This is a genomic window from Achromobacter spanius, from assembly GCF_003994415.1.
GTDB classification, from domain to species: Bacteria; Pseudomonadota; Gammaproteobacteria; order Burkholderiales; family Burkholderiaceae_B; genus Achromobacter; species Achromobacter spanius_C.
In genome coordinates, this window is record NZ_CP034689.1 from 4,971,036 (window position 1) to 4,989,392 (window position 18,357).

General features: G+C 62.2%; 15 protein-coding genes, 3 pseudogenes and 1 riboswitch. Of the genes and pseudogenes, 12 read left to right on the forward strand and 6 right to left on the reverse strand.

Features of this window, described 5'->3' with window-relative positions; genetic code table 11:
• Positions 1 to 20 precede the first annotated feature (20 nt).
• The 6 genes from ELS24_RS22750 (at position 21) to ELS24_RS22775 (ending at position 5,030) form a co-directional block, all read left to right on the forward strand.
• A complete protein-coding gene (locus ELS24_RS22750) occupies positions 21 to 746 on the forward strand; it encodes an enoyl-CoA hydratase/isomerase family protein (RefSeq protein ID WP_231689861.1) in 726 nt (241 codons plus the stop codon).
• The gene (locus tag ELS24_RS22755) at positions 743 to 1,153 is read left to right on the forward strand and encodes a Zn-ribbon domain-containing OB-fold protein (RefSeq protein ID WP_054428385.1); all 411 of its coding nucleotides are present in this window, start codon (positions 743 to 745) and stop codon (positions 1,151 to 1,153) included. Before ELS24_RS22750 ends, ELS24_RS22755 begins: the two co-directional genes overlap by 4 nt.
• 11 nt (positions 1,154 to 1,164) lie before the next feature.
• The gene (locus tag ELS24_RS22760; protein ID WP_054428386.1) at positions 1,165 to 2,343 is read left to right on the forward strand and encodes a thiolase C-terminal domain-containing protein; all 1,179 of its coding nucleotides are present in this window, start codon (positions 1,165 to 1,167) and stop codon (positions 2,341 to 2,343) included.
• A 51-nt stretch (positions 2,344 to 2,394) separates the two neighbouring features.
• Positions 2,395 to 2,862 carry a MaoC/PaaZ C-terminal domain-containing protein gene (locus ELS24_RS22765; protein ID WP_054428387.1) on the forward strand — a complete coding sequence of 156 codons (468 nt, stop codon included), beginning with the start codon at positions 2,395 to 2,397 and terminating at the stop codon, positions 2,860 to 2,862.
• Positions 2,859 to 3,818, forward strand: a complete 960-nt coding sequence (locus ELS24_RS22770; protein WP_127185446.1) for a Bug family tripartite tricarboxylate transporter substrate binding protein — start codon at positions 2,859 to 2,861, stop codon at positions 3,816 to 3,818. The genes ELS24_RS22765 and ELS24_RS22770 overlap by 4 nt, the downstream gene beginning before the upstream one ends.
• 231 nt (positions 3,819 to 4,049) lie before the next feature.
• Complete coding sequence (locus tag ELS24_RS22775) at positions 4,050 to 5,030, forward strand: Bug family tripartite tricarboxylate transporter substrate binding protein (protein WP_054428389.1); 981 nt, start codon at positions 4,050 to 4,052, stop codon at positions 5,028 to 5,030.
• Between the two features lie 59 nt (positions 5,031 to 5,089).
• Here the strand turns inward: ELS24_RS22775 and ELS24_RS22780 are convergent, their stop codons facing one another.
• From ELS24_RS22780 to ELS24_RS22795, 3 genes are all read right to left on the reverse strand, one after another.
• Positions 5,090 to 6,232: an acyl-CoA dehydrogenase family protein gene (locus tag ELS24_RS22780; protein ID WP_054428390.1), complete on the reverse strand. Its 1,143-nt coding sequence runs from the start codon at positions 6,230 to 6,232 to the stop codon at positions 5,090 to 5,092.
• A gap of 2,115 nt (positions 6,233 to 8,347) precedes the next feature.
• Positions 8,348 to 8,527, reverse strand: coding sequence for a hypothetical protein (locus tag ELS24_RS22790; protein WP_054435595.1), 180 nt, complete (start codon positions 8,525 to 8,527; stop codon positions 8,348 to 8,350).
• A 58-nt stretch (positions 8,528 to 8,585) separates the two neighbouring features.
• On the reverse strand, positions 8,586 to 9,161 hold the full coding sequence (locus ELS24_RS22795; RefSeq protein ID WP_054435593.1) for a manganese efflux pump MntP family protein: 576 nt from the start codon (positions 9,159 to 9,161) through the stop codon (positions 8,586 to 8,588).
• Between the two features lie 15 nt (positions 9,162 to 9,176).
• A riboswitch (yybP-ykoY riboswitch) is annotated at positions 9,177 to 9,347 on the reverse strand.
• 300 nt (positions 9,348 to 9,647) lie between these two features.
• Between ELS24_RS22795 and ELS24_RS22800 the strand changes: the two are divergent.
• A pseudogene (locus ELS24_RS22800) lies at positions 9,648 to 9,905 on the forward strand (transposase); the annotation flags it as partial.
• Between the two features lie 150 nt (positions 9,906 to 10,055).
• On the opposite strand, the pseudogene ELS24_RS31770 reads toward ELS24_RS22800, so the two are convergent.
• Positions 10,056 to 10,736 (reverse strand): annotated as a pseudogene (locus tag ELS24_RS31770) (IS110 family transposase); the annotation flags it as partial.
• A 236-nt stretch (positions 10,737 to 10,972) separates the two neighbouring features.
• On the opposite strand from ELS24_RS31770, the pseudogene ELS24_RS22810 reads away from it, so the two are divergent.
• The 5 genes and pseudogenes from ELS24_RS22810 to ELS24_RS22830 all read left to right on the forward strand — a co-directional run.
• Positions 10,973 to 11,195: pseudogene (locus ELS24_RS22810) on the forward strand (transposase); the annotation flags it as partial.
• 607 nt (positions 11,196 to 11,802) lie between these two features.
• Positions 11,803 to 13,314, forward strand: a complete 1,512-nt coding sequence (locus ELS24_RS22815; protein WP_054435600.1) for an aldehyde dehydrogenase family protein — start codon at positions 11,803 to 11,805, stop codon at positions 13,312 to 13,314.
• A 14-nt stretch (positions 13,315 to 13,328) separates the two neighbouring features.
• Positions 13,329 to 13,856: a cupin domain-containing protein gene (locus ELS24_RS22820; protein WP_054435588.1), complete on the forward strand. Its 528-nt coding sequence runs from the start codon at positions 13,329 to 13,331 to the stop codon at positions 13,854 to 13,856.
• 52 nt (positions 13,857 to 13,908) lie between these two features.
• Positions 13,909 to 14,886 carry a tripartite tricarboxylate transporter substrate binding protein gene (locus tag ELS24_RS22825; RefSeq protein WP_054435599.1) on the forward strand — a complete coding sequence of 326 codons (978 nt, stop codon included), beginning with the start codon at positions 13,909 to 13,911 and terminating at the stop codon, positions 14,884 to 14,886.
• A 72-nt stretch (positions 14,887 to 14,958) separates the two neighbouring features.
• The gene (locus ELS24_RS22830; protein WP_054435586.1) at positions 14,959 to 16,746 is read left to right on the forward strand and encodes a thiamine pyrophosphate-binding protein; all 1,788 of its coding nucleotides are present in this window, start codon (positions 14,959 to 14,961) and stop codon (positions 16,744 to 16,746) included.
• A 95-nt stretch (positions 16,747 to 16,841) separates the two neighbouring features.
• Here the strand turns inward: ELS24_RS22830 and ELS24_RS22835 are convergent, their stop codons facing one another.
• Together ELS24_RS22835 and ELS24_RS22840 are read right to left on the reverse strand one after the other, a co-directional pair.
• Positions 16,842 to 17,621, reverse strand: coding sequence for a sulfite exporter TauE/SafE family protein (locus ELS24_RS22835; RefSeq protein WP_158072276.1), 780 nt, complete (start codon positions 17,619 to 17,621; stop codon positions 16,842 to 16,844).
• Positions 17,622 to 17,803: 182 nt separating this feature from the next.
• A complete protein-coding gene (locus ELS24_RS22840; RefSeq protein ID WP_054435582.1) occupies positions 17,804 to 18,349 on the reverse strand; it encodes a MarR family winged helix-turn-helix transcriptional regulator in 546 nt (181 codons plus the stop codon).
• Between the last annotated feature and the right edge of the window lie 8 nt (positions 18,350 to 18,357).

Consider the following 18,357-nt stretch of genomic DNA (forward strand, 5'->3'; position numbering starts at 1 on the left):
AAAGCCGGAACTCGATGACCATGGACATGCGCGAACAGCTCGGCGCGGCGATCGCACTGGCCGAGCGCGAGCCCGGCATCCGCGCGGTCTTCCTGACGGGCGACGGCCCCACCTTCTGCTCCGGCGGCGACCTGAACCATCTGCGCACGGCCTGCGATCCGTGGACGGTGCATCGGCGTTTCCGCAATCTGAGCCGTTGGCTTACGCCGCTGATCACGCTGGACAAGCCAGTCGTCGTCGGCGTGAACGGCCATGCGGTGGGCGGCGGCATGGGCCTCGCGCTGACCGGCGACGTGGTCATCGCCGGCGAAAGCGCGAAGTTCATGTCCGGATTCTTCAGGCTGGGTGTCGTGCCCGACATCGCGGTCATGTACCACTTGCCGCGCCTGATCGGCATGGCGCGCGCCAAGAACTTCCTGTTCAGCGGCGGCACGTACTCCGCGCAAGAAGCCGCCGAACTGGGCCTGGTGTCCAAGGTCGTCGCCGATGCCGACCTGTATGACGCCGGCCTCACGGAGGCCAGGCGGCTGGCCGAGGGGCCCGCCGAGGTCATGGGGCTGGCCAAAGCAGTCATGGCGCGCAGCTTCGAGACTTCGTTGCACGACATGCTGGCATTCGAGGGATTCGGTCAGGTTCTGGCCATGTCCAACCCCGAATTCCGCGAAGGCTTGAATGCCGCCCTGGAACGCCGTCGCCCCGATTTTTCCGGCGCCGCCGCGGTCGCGAACAAGGGAGAAGAAACATGAGCCAGGATCTGCCGCAACCCATCGCCAATGCAGACTCCCAGCCCTACTGGGACGGGGCCCGCGAACGCAAACTGCTGATCCGAAAATGCAAGGCATGCGCAGCGCTGCATTTCATGCCGCGCCATCTCTGCCCTGAATGCTGGTCGGATCAGCTCGAATGGATCCAAAGCAAGGGAACGGGCAGCGTCTACAGCTTTTCCATCATCCGCCGCGCGCCGCTGCCCGCGTTCGCGTCCAGGACTCCCTATGTCACGGCGCTGATCGAACTCGACGAAGGCCCCCGCATGGTCGCCAACATCGTGGGCGACGACGCCCTCTCGGTACGGATAGGGGACAAGGTCGGCGTGGTTTTCGAAGACCGCGGCGATGGCGCCCTGATTCCCCAATTCAAAAGAACCGAGGCCTGACTGGGATTGTTATGAAAGAACGCGCATCGCTAAAGAACAGAATCGCCATCGTCGGCGTAGGCGAATCGGACATCGGCAAGGTTCCCCACATGACGGGCTTGGGCCTCAACGCCCAGGCCGCCAAGCGCGCGCTGGACGACGCCGGATTGCAGGTGTCCGACATCGACGGCGTGCTGACGGCCTACTCCTTCACTGAACCGTACTTCATGTTGGGATCGGTCATCTGCGAGTACCTCGGTATTAAGCCCAGGCTCAACGCATCAATGATCGTGGGTGGCGCCAGCCCGGTCGTCATGCTCAAGCATGCGGCGCAGGCCATCGTCAGCGGCCAGGCTGAGACCATCCTGGTCTGCGCGGGCGAGAACCGGGCCACGGGCCAAAGCCGGGACGCGGCCGTGGCGGCGCTGACGGCGGTGGGCCACCCCTATTTCGAACAGCCCTACGGCACTTCCATACCCGGTTTCTACGCCATGATCGCGTTGCGCCACATGCACAAGTACGGCACCACGCGGGAGCAGCTCGCGCACGTCGCCGTGAACACGCGCACGCACGCCTTGCTGCACCCCAATGCGCACATGAAATCACCCTTGACGCTGGACCAGGTGATCTCCGCCAAACCCATCGCCGATCCGCTGGGCATGCTGGATTGCTGCCTGATCTCGGATGCCGGCGGCGCTTTCATCGTGACGTCCGCCGAGCGCGCGCGCGACCTGAAATGCAAGCCCGCCTACCTGCAAGGCATAGGCGAATACCACACGCATGAGCATCTGATGTGCGCCCCCAGCCTGACCGAGTTCGGCGCAGCCGAATCCGGGCGCATCGCCTACGAGATGGCAGGACTCGCGCCCGGCGATATCGACGTGGCCGAACTCTACGACTGCTTCTCCATCGTCCCCATCCTAGAGGCCGAGGAACTCGGCTTCTGCCAGCCCGGAGAAGGCGGCGCCTTCTTCGAGCAGGGACACGCTCGCATCGGCGGCAGGCTGCCCATCAATACCCACGGTGGGATGCTCTCGCATGCGCACGCCGGCGCCGCGGGCGGCCTGTTCGGCATCGTGGAAGCGGTGCGCCAATTGCGCGGAGGCCTGGGAGAACGCCAGGTCGAAGGCGCGGAGGTGGCGCTCGTGCACAACGAAGGCGGCATCCTGTCCTCGCACGGCACCGCCATCCTGGCCAACGAGAAAGGCTGAATTCAACGCGGCTGGTCCGCATCCGGAAACCACTACAAGGATAACGCAATCATGACCACGACTCCCTCCGCGCGCGGCCGGTACTTCGATGACTTCGAGGTTGGCCAGGAATTCGTGAGCCCGGCCCGCACCATCACGCAGACGGACATCGTCAATTTCGCCTGCTTGTCGGGCGACTTCAATGAGGTCCACACCAATTTCGAATACTGCAAGACCACGCCATTCGGCGAACCCATCGCGCACGGACCGCTGGTGTACGCCATCATGGGCGGCCTACAGTACGCCAGCGGTCTGAACGACGGCACCTTGCTGGCCCTGCTGCAGATCGACGGGTGGAAACTGCTAGACCCCGTCAAGCATGGCGACACCATCAGACTGCATTCGCGGGTCGTCGACAAGAAGGCCAGCAGCAAGCCGGATCGCGGCGTCGTCACCTTCCAACGGCAGTGCGTCAAGCACGACGGCACGATAGCCCAGGAGATGACGGCCACGCTGCTGTACCGCCGGAGAACATCGTGAACGCTCGCAGAAGATACCTTCTGGGCGCCATGCTGGCCGCGCCCCTCCTGGCCGGGCGCACCCTGGCGGCCGACAGGCCCCTGAGAATCGTGGTCCCTTTCCAGTCGGGTTCGGCCACCGACACCGCGGCACGCATCATCGGAGAAAACCTGAGCCGGTCCCTGTCCCGCGCGGTGGTCATAGACAACAAGCCCGGCGCCGAAGGATACATCGCGGTCAAGGAGGTCATGAAGGCGGAACCCTCGGGCGACGTGCTGCTGTTCTCGACCAACACCGCCATCACCGGCATAAATTCTTTCAATGCCAAACCGATCTACGACCCGCTGACCGAGCTGTCTCCCATCAGCCGGGCCGGCGAGTTCCCCTTCCTACTGGTCGTGAACACCGGCCTGCCATTTACGACCGCCCGCGGGTTCGTGGAATACGCCCGGGCCAACCCCAAGAAGCTGACCTATGCGTCTGGCAGTTCGTCCTCCATCGTGGCGATGGCGCAGCTGATGGGCATGGCCGGCCTGGAGCTGCATCACATCCCTTACAACAGCGAACCGCCTGCCGTGGTGGATCTGGTGGGGGGCAGGATCGACGTCATGTTCGCCACGCCCACCACGACCATGGGCTTCATCAAGGAAGAGAAGGTGCGCCCGCTCATGACCACCACCCGGACACGCCTGGAGCAGTTTCCCGAAGTGCCCACGATGACCGATGCCGGCTACTCCAACATGCCGTTGGTGCCGTGGGGCGGGTTCTTCGGTCCTTCCGGAATGCAGCCGGAACTGCGCAGGAAGCTGAGCGCGGAGATCAATGGGGTTCTCGCCCAACCGGACGTGGCGCGCGCGCTTGCCGTTCACCACATTTCGATCTCGACGTCTGGCCCCGACGAATTCTCCGCCTATGTGAAGGAGCAGCTTGCGCTGTCGCTGCAAGTCGTCAAAAAACACGGGCTCGGCAGGAAGTAGACGGAGCAACTGCTGTGCGCCGCCCATACACTGCTGATCGGACCATGAACACCAACGCGCATGCGGACAGTCTCCAGGCGGGCAGGCAGGCGGCGCCAGCCCCTGGCACGGATGTTGCGTGGTTACCCCCGACGCGCCCTGCGTTCATGTTGCCGGCCCGCCCGCAGAGGCAGGCTGAACAATAACTACATATGTATTCTCCGCTGGCGAAAAGCGGAATTGGAGATAAGAATGACCGTTTTCAGAAAACCGCTACTGGCTGCGGCGGCCCTGCTGGCCAGCGTGGCGCTGCAAGGGCAAGCGGCGGCCGGCAGCTATCCGGACAAGCCCATACGCCTGATCACCCCCTACGCCGCCGGCGGTCTTTCCGACATCCTGGCCCGCACGTTGGCCCAGGATCTGTCGGAACGTCTGGGCCAATCCGTCATCGTCGAAAACCGCACCGGCGCGGGCGGCATCATAGGCACGGACTTCGTCGCCAAGTCGCGCCCCGACGGCTACACCCTGGCGCTGGCCAGCCAAGGCCTGGCCAGCGTCAACACCACTCTGTACCCGAACCTGCCCTATAACACGCTCAAGGACTTCACGCCGATCTCCCTAATCGCAAAGTTCTCGCTGGTGCTGGTGACGAACCCCGATCAGCCGATCAACACCGTCGCAGACCTCGTCGACCGGGCGAAGAAGAATCCCAGCGCGCTCAACTATGGATCCGCGGGGAATGCCTCGACCGCGCATTTGACGATGGAAATGCTGAAGGACCGCACCGGCATGCCCATCATGCACATCCCGTACAAGGGCGAGTCCCTGGCGTTTACCGAACTGCTGGGCGGCCGCATAGACGCGACATTCGCGACGGTGGGCGGCGCGCTGCCGCTTATCCAGTCGGGCAAGGTCCGCCCCATCGCTGTGGCCGACAACGCGCGCAGCGCCTTGATGCCCGACGTGCCCACGGTCGAGGAATCGGGCGTGAAGGACTTCAACGTGTTCGGCTGGTACGCCATCCTCGCCCCGGCCAATGTGCCGGCGGAGGTGACGGACCGCCTGAGCAAGGCGCTGATGGATATAGGCAGGAGCGAGAAGTTCCGCGAAGCCATGCGCGTGCGCGGCATGGAGGCCGTGGGCAGCTCGCCGGAAGAAACGACCCGGGTGATCCGCGATGAAACGCAACGTTGGGGCGCCATCATCAAGAAGGTAGGCATCACCGCCGACTAGGCGGCTGCGGCATCGTCCCACTGGGCGGCCCGCTACCGGGCCGCCCTGCCGTCAAGCGCTTACAGTCCCAATTCCCGCGCGATCAATTCGCGCTGAATCTGCGAGGTGCCGCCTCCGACGGTCGCGTTGCGGGCATCGCGCCAATGCCGTTGCATCGCGTGATCCGTGGTGTAGGCGTGTCCGCCCAGGATCTGCATCCCCGAGGCGGTGACCCGCTGAAGCATCTCTGAAACGTAGAGCTTGGCCATGCTGGCTTCCTTGCGGCACGACAAGCCATTGTCATAGCGCCAGGCGGCCATCGCGGTCAGCCAGCGGCCGCATTCCACCTCGGTCGCCATGTCGGCCAGCATGTGCGCGATGGCCTGGAACTGGCCGATGGGGCGCCCGAACTGCTTTCTTTCCTGGGCGTAGATCGTGGCGTCGTTCAAGGCGCTGCTGGCGCAGCCCAGATAGTTCGCCGCGAGCGTGATGCGCTCGCGTTCCAGATGGCGTCCGATATATCCCCAGCCTTTGCCTTCCTCTCCCAGCAGATAGCGCGAGGGCACGCGCACGTCGTCGAAGTAGATTTCCGACAGGCCCAACACGCGGCGGCCGATGACGTCCAGACGCCGGATGGTGATGCCCTTGAGATCATTGGGCACCAGGAACAGGGAAATGCCATCGTGCCGCTTGTCGCTCTTCGCGGTCCTGACGGCCAGCACGATGTGGTTGTCGGGCGCATCCGCGCCGCTGGAGAACACCTTCTGGCCGTTGATCAGCCAATCATCGCCGTCGCGCCGCGCGCTCGTGGTCAGCGACGCCGCATCCGACCCGGAACTGGGCTCAGTGAGGCTGAACGATAGCTTGGCCTCGCCTTGCGCCACGCGCGGCAGGAATTCGCGCTTCAACTCCTCTGGCGCCACATCCGCCAGAATCGAGCAGCCCCAGGCCTGTAGCGCAATGCGCGTCGCGAAGTCCACGCTGGGCTTGGCGACCTCTTCGTAGAGGATGATGCAATCAGACATCGGACTGCCCATCCCGCCGTACTCGGCCGGGACTACCATGGAGACAAAACCGGCGTCGACCATAGCCGCATAGACTTCCTCCGGATACGAACCGTCGCGGTCCCACTGCCTAACTTTTTCGGGCGTGCACATTGAATGCACAAGCCGTTCGATCGCCGAACGCAACATGATCTGTTCTTCAGTTTGATTAAAGTCCATCTGCTTGCCTCCGAGATATTCAATTGCACCTCTGACAGTCGAGTGCCTCATGCGCGAGGAGTCTGTACAGGTGTGAAGATAGGAATTGACCAAGTTGCCTTGTATCAGTTTCTTCTGGGGTCTCTGGCGTTACTCAATCTACCGGCTCGTCCGACGCTGACGCGGGAGTATTACAGCAATCAATGGATGCAAAATTCGGGCCAGCGTCCCCGACCGCAACTCTTGCTCATTTGAGCTCATGGCACTGTCCGTGCGATGAGCACAAATGAGTGGCCCGAGTACACATTTTTGTGTCTCTAGATTCCTGTTCGCGCCTCTCACTTCAATCCTTATATGAGCGCTTCCGTCCGCCTGATCTCCTGAAGTGACTATTATTGATGGAGGCAATTGGCTGTGTAGACGAGCCCCTCCGGCGCTCTCCTGCGGCAAATGAAAAGTTTCGTCTCCTAAAAATTTCGCCTGGCGACTTCTTCAATCCGTCAGAGGGGTGGGATGACGCCGACAAGCCTTCCCCCGTTGAGCGGTGATCCCGGCCGTCCGTCGGCACCTGCTCAATGAGGTCAGGCTGGATCAGGAATACCCTCATGTCCAAGGCGGTGTCGATTAATTACCCCTCTAGAAACGCGATGCAGGCAGAAGTAGAATTTTTTCGATTGGCGCCGGTGCTTTGCGCTGGCGTCAATGGCGCCCCCCGTCCGGCAGTCGGATTGTCATCTCCTGCATCGGCGGAGTCGACTGGATGGCTGTGCAGTACGCCAAGGCGATAAGCCTGAGCGTTGTAGCCGTGGATGCGGACGACGCCAAGCTCGACTTGGGCCGCGCGAGGGCGCCAAGGCCACCATCAACTCCCTGACCACCGATCCGGTCTCCGCGGTGTCGCCGAGACGTTCGAACGAGCGCTGGGCATGGTGCGGCGCACCGACGTGGCGCTCCCCCCCACGGAGCGACGCTATTCGAGGCGTTCAAGGCCGCGGGCCTGAACCAAAACCGCCAGCGCAGTGCCTGAACGCGGCCCGTCAAGACGATTTCGAAGTTTGCGGGGTACGCTAGCCGCGAGCATCAGTCGCGTTTGGGGTCGAATAATGCGGCCTTGCTGGCCGGCAAGAACCCGGCTGACCAGGCGTATCCCGCCTACTGGGCGAAGCGTCCTTCGGCATCCTGCGGATCGGAGGGCACGACAACCACAGTTCGTTCGGACTACGGCGCTGGCGCTGATTGGAGCGACCTGACGATTCCCCCCGATAGGCACAGAGTCCCTACGAACCTGCCCATCCCCCGGCGGCGCGTCACCGAACGTCCGGCCCGAAAGATATGCGTGAGCTCGCGCAACTGGATCGAATGCAGGAATCCCCGAGAGAGATTCGATGACCCGCCCCGACAAGTCAATGTCCTCCGCACGAGAGGCAAGCAGGGTCAACGCCGTGAATAATAGCGCCAGGTGGGACGGCAACACGCTGGTCTCCGACAGCGTGTCTCTGAATTTCCACCTTCAACGCCCACAGCGAGACAGCCCCGAAGTCGTTCACCTTGGGTAATGCCTGGAGAAGCGCGCAACACTGCATCATTCCGGCCGATGCCATCTTCGAGCCTGACTGGCGCTTAGGCACGGCCGCCGCGACCCGCTTCACCCGGACGGCACACCCATCGGCATTGCACGTTTGTCGCACCGGTACCGCGATCCCGCCGGGCAATGACAGGAAAGCTACACCAAGCTGACCATCAAAGCGGGCAAGGACCCGCTTTTCCGTGAATACCACCAGCCCGGCAAAGAAAAGCGCATGGTTGTCATCCTGCCTGAGGGCGCTTACCGCGATTGGTTTACCGCGCCTGTCGACGAATGCGGGGATTTCCTGGTGCCCATTCCAAGCGACAAGCTGGTGGCCACACCCGTGCCCTAAGTCGGCCGCATCGTATCAATAGCAGCAGCCACCGGCTGCATGCGAGGCTGAGCGGCGCGTCATCCAGAACTTGACACTCGAAATCGGTCTTCCGGACGTCATATCCGGCTGTAAGCCAAGGTCGGAAGCCGCCGACGATGGGGTCCGTTTTCGGCCATAAGCTGAAATCCAGCCGAGGGACGTCCGAGGTTAAACCGGGTGCACTTTAGAAGAGGAACTACCGGAAGCGCTCTCCGAGCGCGAATTCAACTGCCGCGTCGACATGGATCGAAACCGAATCGAAACCCGGCAATGCGTTGAAATGCTTGCTCCGCACGCGCAGATCGTTTGCCTCGCCGACCTCGAAGAACAAACCTTCGATTATGCGGAGCAGCCACACGTTCGAAACCTGGTTCAACCAGGAATTCAAACCCCAGTCGTAGATAAGAATGTAATTTATCCCTTGCGCCGCGCTGTTAGGTAGCAGTGAGGTGCTCGTAGAGAATCGTGGCGCCTACCATGATCAGCACGAGCCCCCCCACCAGCTCGGCGCGTTTACCTATGAGCGAGCCTAGCGCCCGGCCAGCCATGACACCGACGGTGACCATGACAAACGTACAGAAGCCGATGACGAGCGAAACCGCGATAATGTTGACGTCAATGAACGCAAGTCCTACACCCACCGCCATGGCATCGATGCTTGTGGCCAGACCCGTAAGCGCAATCGCGGCGATTTTCTTCTCTTTGCTTGATACCGGCGCCGCCTCTTCCCCCTCATCCGGCTGACTCGCTTTGTAGATCATATGCGCGCCTAATCCAATCAGGAGCACGAAAGCCAACCAGTGATCGTAGGCTTCAATAAGATTTGACGCCACAGAGCCAAGCAACCACCCAACGGCAGGGGTGATAGCTTCCACCACGCCGAAAATAAGGCCGATCTTAAGCGCCTCGAAGAGGCGGGGTTTGTACATGGCGGCGCCGCGCGCGAGGGCGGCGGCAAATGCGTCGGTGGACATGGCCAAGCCGAGCATGAAGACAGAGATGGGATTCATGGTAAGAAGTCGGCCGGGCATTGTGGGACACGACGAACATCGTCCGCGCCCGGCCTGGGCTGTCGGAAGATGCTCGTTGGTCTCGCCTACGCTGGGTTGCCTTCGCCACGGCCGTGGGGGCCGAGCTTGTTGACGAAAGCTTCTTCCAGGCAATCTGGAAGCCGGCTACTCCCCAAAGAGGATCGCTATTGTAGCGGCGCCGCCCACGATTGCCAAATTGGCGGCCGCCACTACGACAGCAATCCAAGCACAACAGTCGTTGGTTAGAGCACATCCGAACTTCCGCTTTGGGTCGGTCGGAAGCCGCCGTTCGGCGACGGCCGGGCCTATCCGTGATTTTGTGTGCGGGGCATATCATGAGGACTAAAGATCATGGATATGCCGATGAAGAAGAAACGCACGGCAGCCGCTCAGGCAGCGGCCCGTGGGCGGCTGCCTGAAGTGCCGGCCGAGTTGCTGGACCATCTGGTCAAGGGACCGATGACGCCCAGCGAGGTTCAAGACCTGTTCCCGCGCACGACGGTGCAGACCTGCATTGTGCATCTGATCCGCAACAGCCTGGATTACGCGTGTTGGAAGGATCGCAAGGCCGTGGCGGCCGAGCAGGGGCTGCAAACATTCGCCGATGGGCCCTGGGGGATCAAGTACCCAACGATCGTCGCGGCCTGGCAGCGGGCCTGGGAGAACGTCACGCCGTTCGTCGTCTTCCCGCCGGACATCAGGCGCGTGATCTATACGACGGATGAAAACGACAAGCCCCAACGCGATTTTTTTATGAAATCCGTGTCCCCGGCCATAACAGTGGGGCGTCGCGCCCCTTGGGGCGCGCCTCCTTCCATCTTGAGAACAGCCGTTGATAGGTACGTTCAGCCTGCGCAGCGACGGCCCGTTCTTCAGGCCGATTGCCACCGTGGTGTTTACGCCGGTGATGGTCAGCAGACTGCGCAGTCGTTCGTCACTGATACTGACCTGCGCCAAGGCCCGGTCCACCTCTCGCAGATCTTCACCAAGGCGGTCCAGTTCCCGCAGGCGTTGCTCGACGCCCAAGCGCTCATCCATTGGCAGAGGCTGCGCGCCGAGCCACACCCGTCCCTTCTCGCCAAACAGGTGCGTAGCAGAACACCGCGCGATCAGATGCACAGCCAGCACCGCATGGACTCCGTTCTTGAGCCTCGTGCGTTGCCGAACGAGTTGTGCCCGGCGCGAGACCTGTCGGCGTAGAGCCAGCGTGTTCTCGTCGGGCATCCAGACTTCGGGCAGGAAATGGCTCGCGTACAGTTGTGCGAGCACCGCCGCGTCAATCTTGTCTGTCTTGACGCGAGCCTCGGCGATGAGCCGTACCTGTAGCGGGTTCGCAATCGCCACGCGCGCCACATGCGGGCGAAGCACATTGACGATGGCAGCGATGTTGCCCGTCGCCTCGAGCACCACATGATCGCTCTTGTGCAACTTCGCGGCAAAGCGTTCTAGTTCATCTCGTCTCAGCCCGGCACGGCCACCTGCACGCAGTACGCCGTCCTCCAGGTACGCAATCTCAGCGACGGAGCGAGAAACATCTAACCCTACGATTCGCATAACCGTTCTCCCATTCGAATGAATGTAGGGAGCCGGTGGGACAGCACGACAACTACGGATTCGCGCTCGCAGCGCAACTGGGCGGGTCGCAGGGGCGGCCAACTACTAACACGAGCTCGCGGCTCATCGTATAAGAACGGCCTGACCACCCGAAGTGCTCCCCAGTGCCCCGTGTCCCGAATGGTCACATCCATACGCCGGAACTGCGCGGCGCGGAACGGTGGGGCGCTGGCTATATCATGCCGGTTACCAACGCCATCGAGAGCTTGAACATGCAATTGCGAAAGATCATCAAAGACGCGCGGTCACTTCCCCACCGACGAGGCCGCCATCAAGCTCCTATGGTTGGCGCTACGCAACGTGCTGGCCAAGTCCGTGAGGGCGACCTTCGACTGGAAAGCCGCCATGAACCGGTTTGCTATCCTGTTCGGCGAACGGTTTGCTGCGGCGCGGGGATAACAACTTTTAAAACGCCTCGCCCACAGAAATACGGACAGGCTCCCAACCGCGCCCCTACAACTTTCACCCAATGCTGAGCCCCCGTCCGCGCCCAAGGGCCGCGTCCCCCAGTCACCGCCTCCTTCTTCGATTGAACGGCGGATTGGTGGCGACTGCCTTCACCACCGCCCCTCCCGCCAATCACAGGTGAGATTGCTCCCCTGCCGACGCAGGCCCGCCACAGCGGTCAAACGGTAGACACTCGGCAAACACCACGGCCACGACTCCAACCGGAGTCGTGCTGGCCGGAACGGTGACGCAGCCGCAAGTCAAATGTCCACGCTATGTACGTCAAGGCCGTAGGGCATCTACCAGTATCCTTTTCATTAGCGATCTAAGTATTCTGATTGAAGCCCGCAAAGACGGGCCGCCCTTTCCGTGGCTCACGATCAGGAGACATCCCCATGTGCCCGCCCAGCGCCCGGCCTCCCTAGCTTCTGTCCATCTTCAAGATCCGTCGCCTCGGATCGACCATCGTGAGCCCTCAGCGCTCCAGGAGCACAAGTATCCCGACCTGCCCCGAAAAGGAATGGCAAGGGACGAGCTCGTCTTTCAAAGAGGAAGCTTGATGAACTCTGATTTACCCAATGCTGCGCATGAAGTACCAGGCCTGAACGCATCGATGCCTTCAAATCTCGATCTCTATTACGGGGGATCGTGGCATCGCCCAGCGCACGCGCGCTACTCCGTTATCCGTAATCCCGCCACAGGGGGGAAGATCTGTGACGTCGCGCAAGGGTCGACCGCGGATGTAGAGAGCGCCATTACCGCAGCGCAAGCCGGTTTCCTGGCGTGGAAGGCCATCCGCCCCCTGGAACGCGCCAAGTCGATTCGCGCCTTTGCCCAACGTCTTCGAGAGAACGCCAAGGAACTCGCGCTGATAGACGCGGCGACCGGGGGAAATCCGTGGCGCGACCTGGTCATGGACGTGGAAATTGCCGCATCGCAACTTGACTTCTTTGCAGGGCTGGTAACGGAGATGAAGGGGCATTCCGTGCCCATGGGGCCAGGCGATTTTTCGTTCTCGGTGCGCGAGCCCTTGGGCATCGTTGCCCGCATCATTCCCTTCAATCACCCCCTCATGTTCTCCGCCGGCAAGGCAGCCGCCCCGCTCGCTGCCGGCAATTCGCTGATCATCAAGCCGCCGGAGCAGGCGCCCGTTTCTGCGCTGCGACTCGCGGAGCTGTCCGAGGGCCTGTTTCCCGCCGGCGTATTCAATGTGATACCTGGCGGAAAGGAAGTGGGTGCGGAATTGGCGTCGGATCCGCGCGTTTCCGCTGTTGCGGTCATAGGGAGCGTTGCAACGGGAATCGCCGTCGGTCGAGCCGCCGCCGAGACCGTCAAGCCCGTACTGCTGGAGCTCGGGGGAAAGAATGCGTTGATCGCATATCCCGACGTCGACCCTGCCACGGTCGCAGCCGCGGTCGTCGCAGGGATGAATTTTTCCTGGTGCGGGCAATCCTGCGGCTCGACGAGCCGAGCGTTCATTCACGCCGACATCTACGACGAAGTAAACCGGCTACTCATCGACCACTGCCAGGCGCTTGTCCCCGGCATCCCGACGGATCCTGCCACCACCATGGGCTGCATCATCAGCCGCGCGCAGTACGACAGCATTCGCCAGTACATCGAGCTTGGGAAACAGGAAGGAGCGCGTCTGCTGTGTGGCGGCAAGCCGCCCACGGACCCGCGGCTCCAAGGCGGCTTCTTCCTGGAGCCCACCGTGTTCGTGGACGTCAAGCAGCACATGCGCATCGCGTCCGAAGAAATCTTCGGCCCGGTTCTTTCGGTGCTCAAGTGGGAAGACGAGGGCGCAATGCTGCAAGACGTGAACGCCCTGCCCGTTGGCCTCACCTGCTCAATCTGGACCCATGACCTGCGGCACGCCCAGCACTGCATCGCCAATGTCGAGGCTGGCTACGTGTGGGTGAACGAAACGTCGAAGCACTTCCTTGGCACCCCGTTTGGCGGTCACAAGCAGTCCGGCCTGGGACGCGAGGAATGCCTTGAAGAACTTCTGAGCTTCTCCAAGGAGAAGAACGTCTACCTGAAGGCGGTGCCCAGCCATCGCACCGCGTAACCCCTGGAGTGTCGATGAAAACCCCTGAAGAATCCAGAAGCCGGCCCGTAGCCCCTATCGTTAACAGCGCCGATGACTGGCGAGCCGAAATGCTGCAGCTTGCCCAGAAAAAAACGCCGAGCTTCTTCCATCTGACCGCCCCGCTTCCCTCCTCGGGCCGTACCAATCAGGTGCTCGGCGCCACTGACATGCTGAGCGTCGTCCTCAAGACGTACGCCGAGGGTGGCGAGAACGAACTGCACGCCCATCCCAACGAAGACCACGTGTTTGTGGTGCTGCAAGGAGGTGCGCGGTTCGAAGGACCCGCTGGAGAAGTGCACGAGGCGCGGCGTTACGACTGCGTCTTGCTACCCGCCGGGAGCTTTTACAAATTCCAGGCGTTCGACGATGAAGCGTTGGTCCTGCTTCGAATCGGCGCGGCCGTTTCGCCGGGCGCGGACGTCCTGCAGCGTGTTGGAATGGACGGCCGTCCTTTCGATGGCTATTCGGCAGAGAACAACGAGATTCCACCAACCTTTATGGCAGGGCGGTACTTCGCCTGATTGGTGCAGACCGAAAAAACATAAAGGCTCCATGCGAGCCGAGGAGGAAGACATGAAAATCACTATTGCGTCCGCGCTCTGCGCGCTCTGTGCCGCATTTGCCGCAACTCCCGCTGCGGCCACACAGCAATACCCTGAAAAGGCCGTGAAACTGGTCATTCCGTTCACGCCGGGCGGAAGCAACGACGTCCTGGCCCGCGTCATCGCCCAGGAGCTCAGCGCAAAATGGGAACAGCCCGTCATCGCTGAAAACAAGCCTGGGGCCGCTGGCAACATCGGCGCCGAACTCGTCGCCAGGTCTCAGGCGGACGGATACACGCTGCTCATCGCCGCCAACAACGTGATGTCCGTAAATCCTGTCATGTACCGGCAGAATTTCGATCCGGCAAAGGACTTTTCCCCGATCACCTTGCTTGGGACGGTTCCCGTCGTGTTGGTCGTCAACCCCTCGGTCCCGGCGAAATCGTTGCGGGAACTCGTCTCGTACGCCAAGGCGCACCCAGGCACATTGAATTACGCCTCCTCGGGAGCCGGGTCTCCCCAGCACCTCTCGGCCGAACTATTCAAAAGCGTCGTCGGCATAAGCATGACGCACATCCCCTACAAGGGCGCGGCCCCTGCCACCGCCGATCTTCTGGCGGGCCAGGTCCACGTACTGTTTGCGCCGTTGAACTCGGTTCTGCCCCACATTCAAGCCGGGAAGCTTCGGGCGCTGGCGCTCGGAAGCAAGGATCGTTCAGCCTTGCTCCCAGGCGTTCCCACCATCGCCGAAAGCGGATATCCGAGCTACGAGAGCGACATCTGGGTGGGGCTGGTTGCCCCCGCCGGCACGCCCGCTGGCGTTCTGCAGAAGATCAATCAAGACACCCGCGCGGTCCTGACGAAGCCCAGCGTGAAAAAGTCTCTGACCGAACAAGGCATCGAAGCGAAGACAAGCACACCCGAGGAATTTCGCGAACTTGCGGCACAAGACCTCAAGCGCTGGGGCCAAGTCATCAAGCATGCGGGAATCTCTGCGGAAAGCCGCTAAGCCTCCCCGCGTTTCCGCCAGCGCACCGCCCGTGCCTGCGCACCCGATCAAGATCATCAATGTGAGTTCGATATGAGCAAGGACTACCCTCGTCGCGATGTGCCCGTGCCCTCTCCGTCTGAAAGTGGATGCTGGGGAAGCGACGTCATCGCCGACGCGATTCGAGACGTCGGCATCCGTTATCTCTTCGTCAACCCGGGCGCCAGCTTTCGTGGGCTGCACGATAGTCTGGTGAACCACCTGGGCAACCAGCAGCCGCAAATGCTGCTGGTGTTGCATGAAGAGCACGGCGTCGCCATGGCGCACGGCTATGCCAAAGTGACGGGAGATCTGTGCGGCGCCATTGTCCACAGCAACGTTGGCCTGATGCACGCATCGATGGCCATCTTCAATGCCTGGGCGGACCGCACCCCGGTCCTGGTACTGGGAGCGACCGGCCCCGTAGACGCGGCGAAACGCCGTCCCTGGATCGACTGGATACACACTGCGCAGGACCAGGGCGCATTGGTTCGTCATTTCGTCAAATGGGATGCGCAGCCGGCATCGCCCAAAGCCGCACAGGAGGCGATCGCCAGGGCGGTGCTGATGTCGAACACGGCGCCGCAAGGTCCCACCTACGTCTGCTTCGACGCCGCGCTACAGGAAGCGCCGGTCAATGACCGGCCGCCTCGGCTGGACCGGACCCGCTACCCCCAGCCCGCGGGCGGGCGGCCGCTGGCGCGGGACGTGCGCCAAGTACTGGAATGGGTCCGGGCCGCGCGGCGACCCGTGGTCCTCATGGGGCGAGTCTCTCGAAACACCGCCGACTGGGAGCAGCGCGTGCGGCTCGTGGAAAGCTGGGGAGCCTTGGTCTTGACCGATCTGAAACTTGGCGCCGCCTTTCCCACCTCGCACGGCGCACATGGCGCCGCCCCAGGGTTCTTCCTCTCTCCCCAGGCCGCGGGGACACTTAGGCAAGCCGACCTGATCGTCAGTCTGGACTGGCTCGACCTGGCCGGGACACTGGGCCAGGCCTTTGGCGACGCCGCATGCCATGCTCGCGTCGTCCACGTGTCTTTGGATCAGTACGTCCACAACGGCTGGTCCATGGATCACCAGGCGCTGCCCCAGACAGATCTCACCCTCTTGTGCGACCCTGACGCCTTCGTGGCGTCGGTCGTCGAACATCCTGATTTTTCCCAAGTGGACAAACGACCCTCCCCCAGCGAGCGCCCATATCCGCGCAGCCAGATTGCAAAGTCGGACACGATTTCCATCGCTCAGCTTGCCGCCGATGTCGAGGCGGCCGCCGCAGGGCTGGACATGAGCCTGATCCGCCTGCCGCTAGGATGGTCCGGCGACCTTTGCGACTTCGACCACCCGCTCGACTATCTCGGCTACGACGGCGGCGGCGGGATCGGGTCAGGGCCAGGCATGGCGGTAGGCGCGGCGCTGGGGCTCAAGGACTCCGGCCGGCTTCCCGTCGCGATCATCGGCGACGGAGACTACCTCATGGGCGTATCCGCGCTCTGGACCGCCGCCAACGCCAGAATTCCATTACTGATAATCGTCGCCAACAATCGATCCTTCTTCAACGACGAATTGCACCAGGAACGCGTCGCGCGGGATCGCAGCCGGCCTATCGAGAACCGGTGGATCGGGCAACGCATCGATGATCCCGCGCCTGATCTGGCAGGGCTGGCCCGCGCACAAGGCCTTACCGGCTTTGGCCCTGTCTCCGAGCCGGCGGAATTGGTGGGCGTCTTGCGAAACGCCGTGGAACTCGTGCGCGCCGGGGGTAGCGTCGTCGTCGATGTCCACGTGACGCCGGGATACAGCCCGGCAATGTCATCGGGCATGACACGGTCGCACGACGATTAGCCGCTGATATCCTGGCAGGCCGCGGCCATCCTGCATCGGCACGGCGGCGTCACAGATAGGGACCGCCAGCGCGCCGACATCGCAGGGTGGATTGCTCAAGCCCCCTTGGAAACCAGCAGCACCGCCACCGAAGCCAGGAAGCCCAGCAATACGCGACGAAAAGCCTCTTCGCTGAGGAACGCGCGCATTCGCCGGCCTATCATCATTCCCAGCGCCATCGGCGCCAGCGCCAGCAACGACATCGACGTCTCGACCAAACCAAGGCGACCGTAGTAGGCAAGCGCAAGGTAAAGCGGAATCATCCCGAACAGGTAGATGATGCTGATGCTGCCCACGAATTCGTCTCGCCCAAGCTTGAGAGCGAGCAGGTACGTGATGATGAAAGGGCCTGTCATGGACGACAATCCGCCCATCATGCCCGCCAGCACGCCCACCCCGATTCCAAGCGGAAGCTCCTGTTCAGACGGTATCGAACCCTGCGGCTTGTACATCATCAGTACCACCGCACAGATGACCGACGCGGCCACGAGCACACTCAAGAGCTCGGTGGGAAGCGCGAGCGACAACCGGACGGATACCACCGTGCTCACCAGCAGGCTCAGCGACAGCCATTTGAAACGCATGGCATACCTTGCTGGCTTGTCGGCCTGCCACGCCTGCCAAAGATTGGAGATGAGCACGGGAACCACCAGCAGGCTGATCGCGGTGGGCGGCGGCAGCACTAGCGACAATAGCGGCACCGCGACGAGCGGCAGCCCTACTCCCAGGGCTCCCTTGACGACTCCTGCCCCAAAAAAAGCAAGTCCGGCGAATCCCAGAAGCGCAAGCGCTGGAATCCCTGTGAAAGTCCACGGCACCTGGGACAGCAAGTCCATTGTTGTCTCGTCCATTGTTTGCGCCAACACCAGGAACGCCACCCGGCGCTCGGTTGGCCATGAACGAGAATATTAGAGATCTAACTTTATTGCAACAGCGATGCACGCCGCGGCAGGCGGGCTGGACGAGACCGATCCAGCCCCAACACCTTGCCCGGGCGCGTGGATCGATTAGCGGCGGCTCACTCGGCCGACGATATCCGGCGAGACAGCTCCCGGGTCGAGGGTACCTTGCGCTCGGCGTTCTCGAGGGCGGCTTCGTCTTCCGCCAGGTTGGTGATGATTGCGAGCAGCACTTTGCGCGTGGTCTTGATTTCGACCTCGGTCAGGCCGCGTGTGCCGATCGCGTTGATTTCTTCCGCAAGCGGTACCAGCTTCTTTTTCAGCGCGCGGCCGTTTCGCGTCAGGAAGATATGGATGTTCTTGTTGTTCCCGGGCAGATGCTTGCGCTCGACATAACCGAGCGACTCCATCGCCTTCATCGCGGAAAACGTGGTTGGTTCCATGACGGCAGCCTGCTCGCTCAATTCCCGCTGAGTCAGGCCGTCCTGCTCCCAGAGGATACGCAGGAAAGTCCAGTGGCCGAACGACACGTTGTAGTCGGACAGGCGCACCTGCAGGCCCCGGACAAAAGCGCGCGTGGCATCCTTGATCAGGTGCGCCAGCCTATCGTCTGGAACAGCCTCGCGCCAGTGGTCAAGGACTGTCCTGGTTTCTTTTGAAGTCATCGGCTATA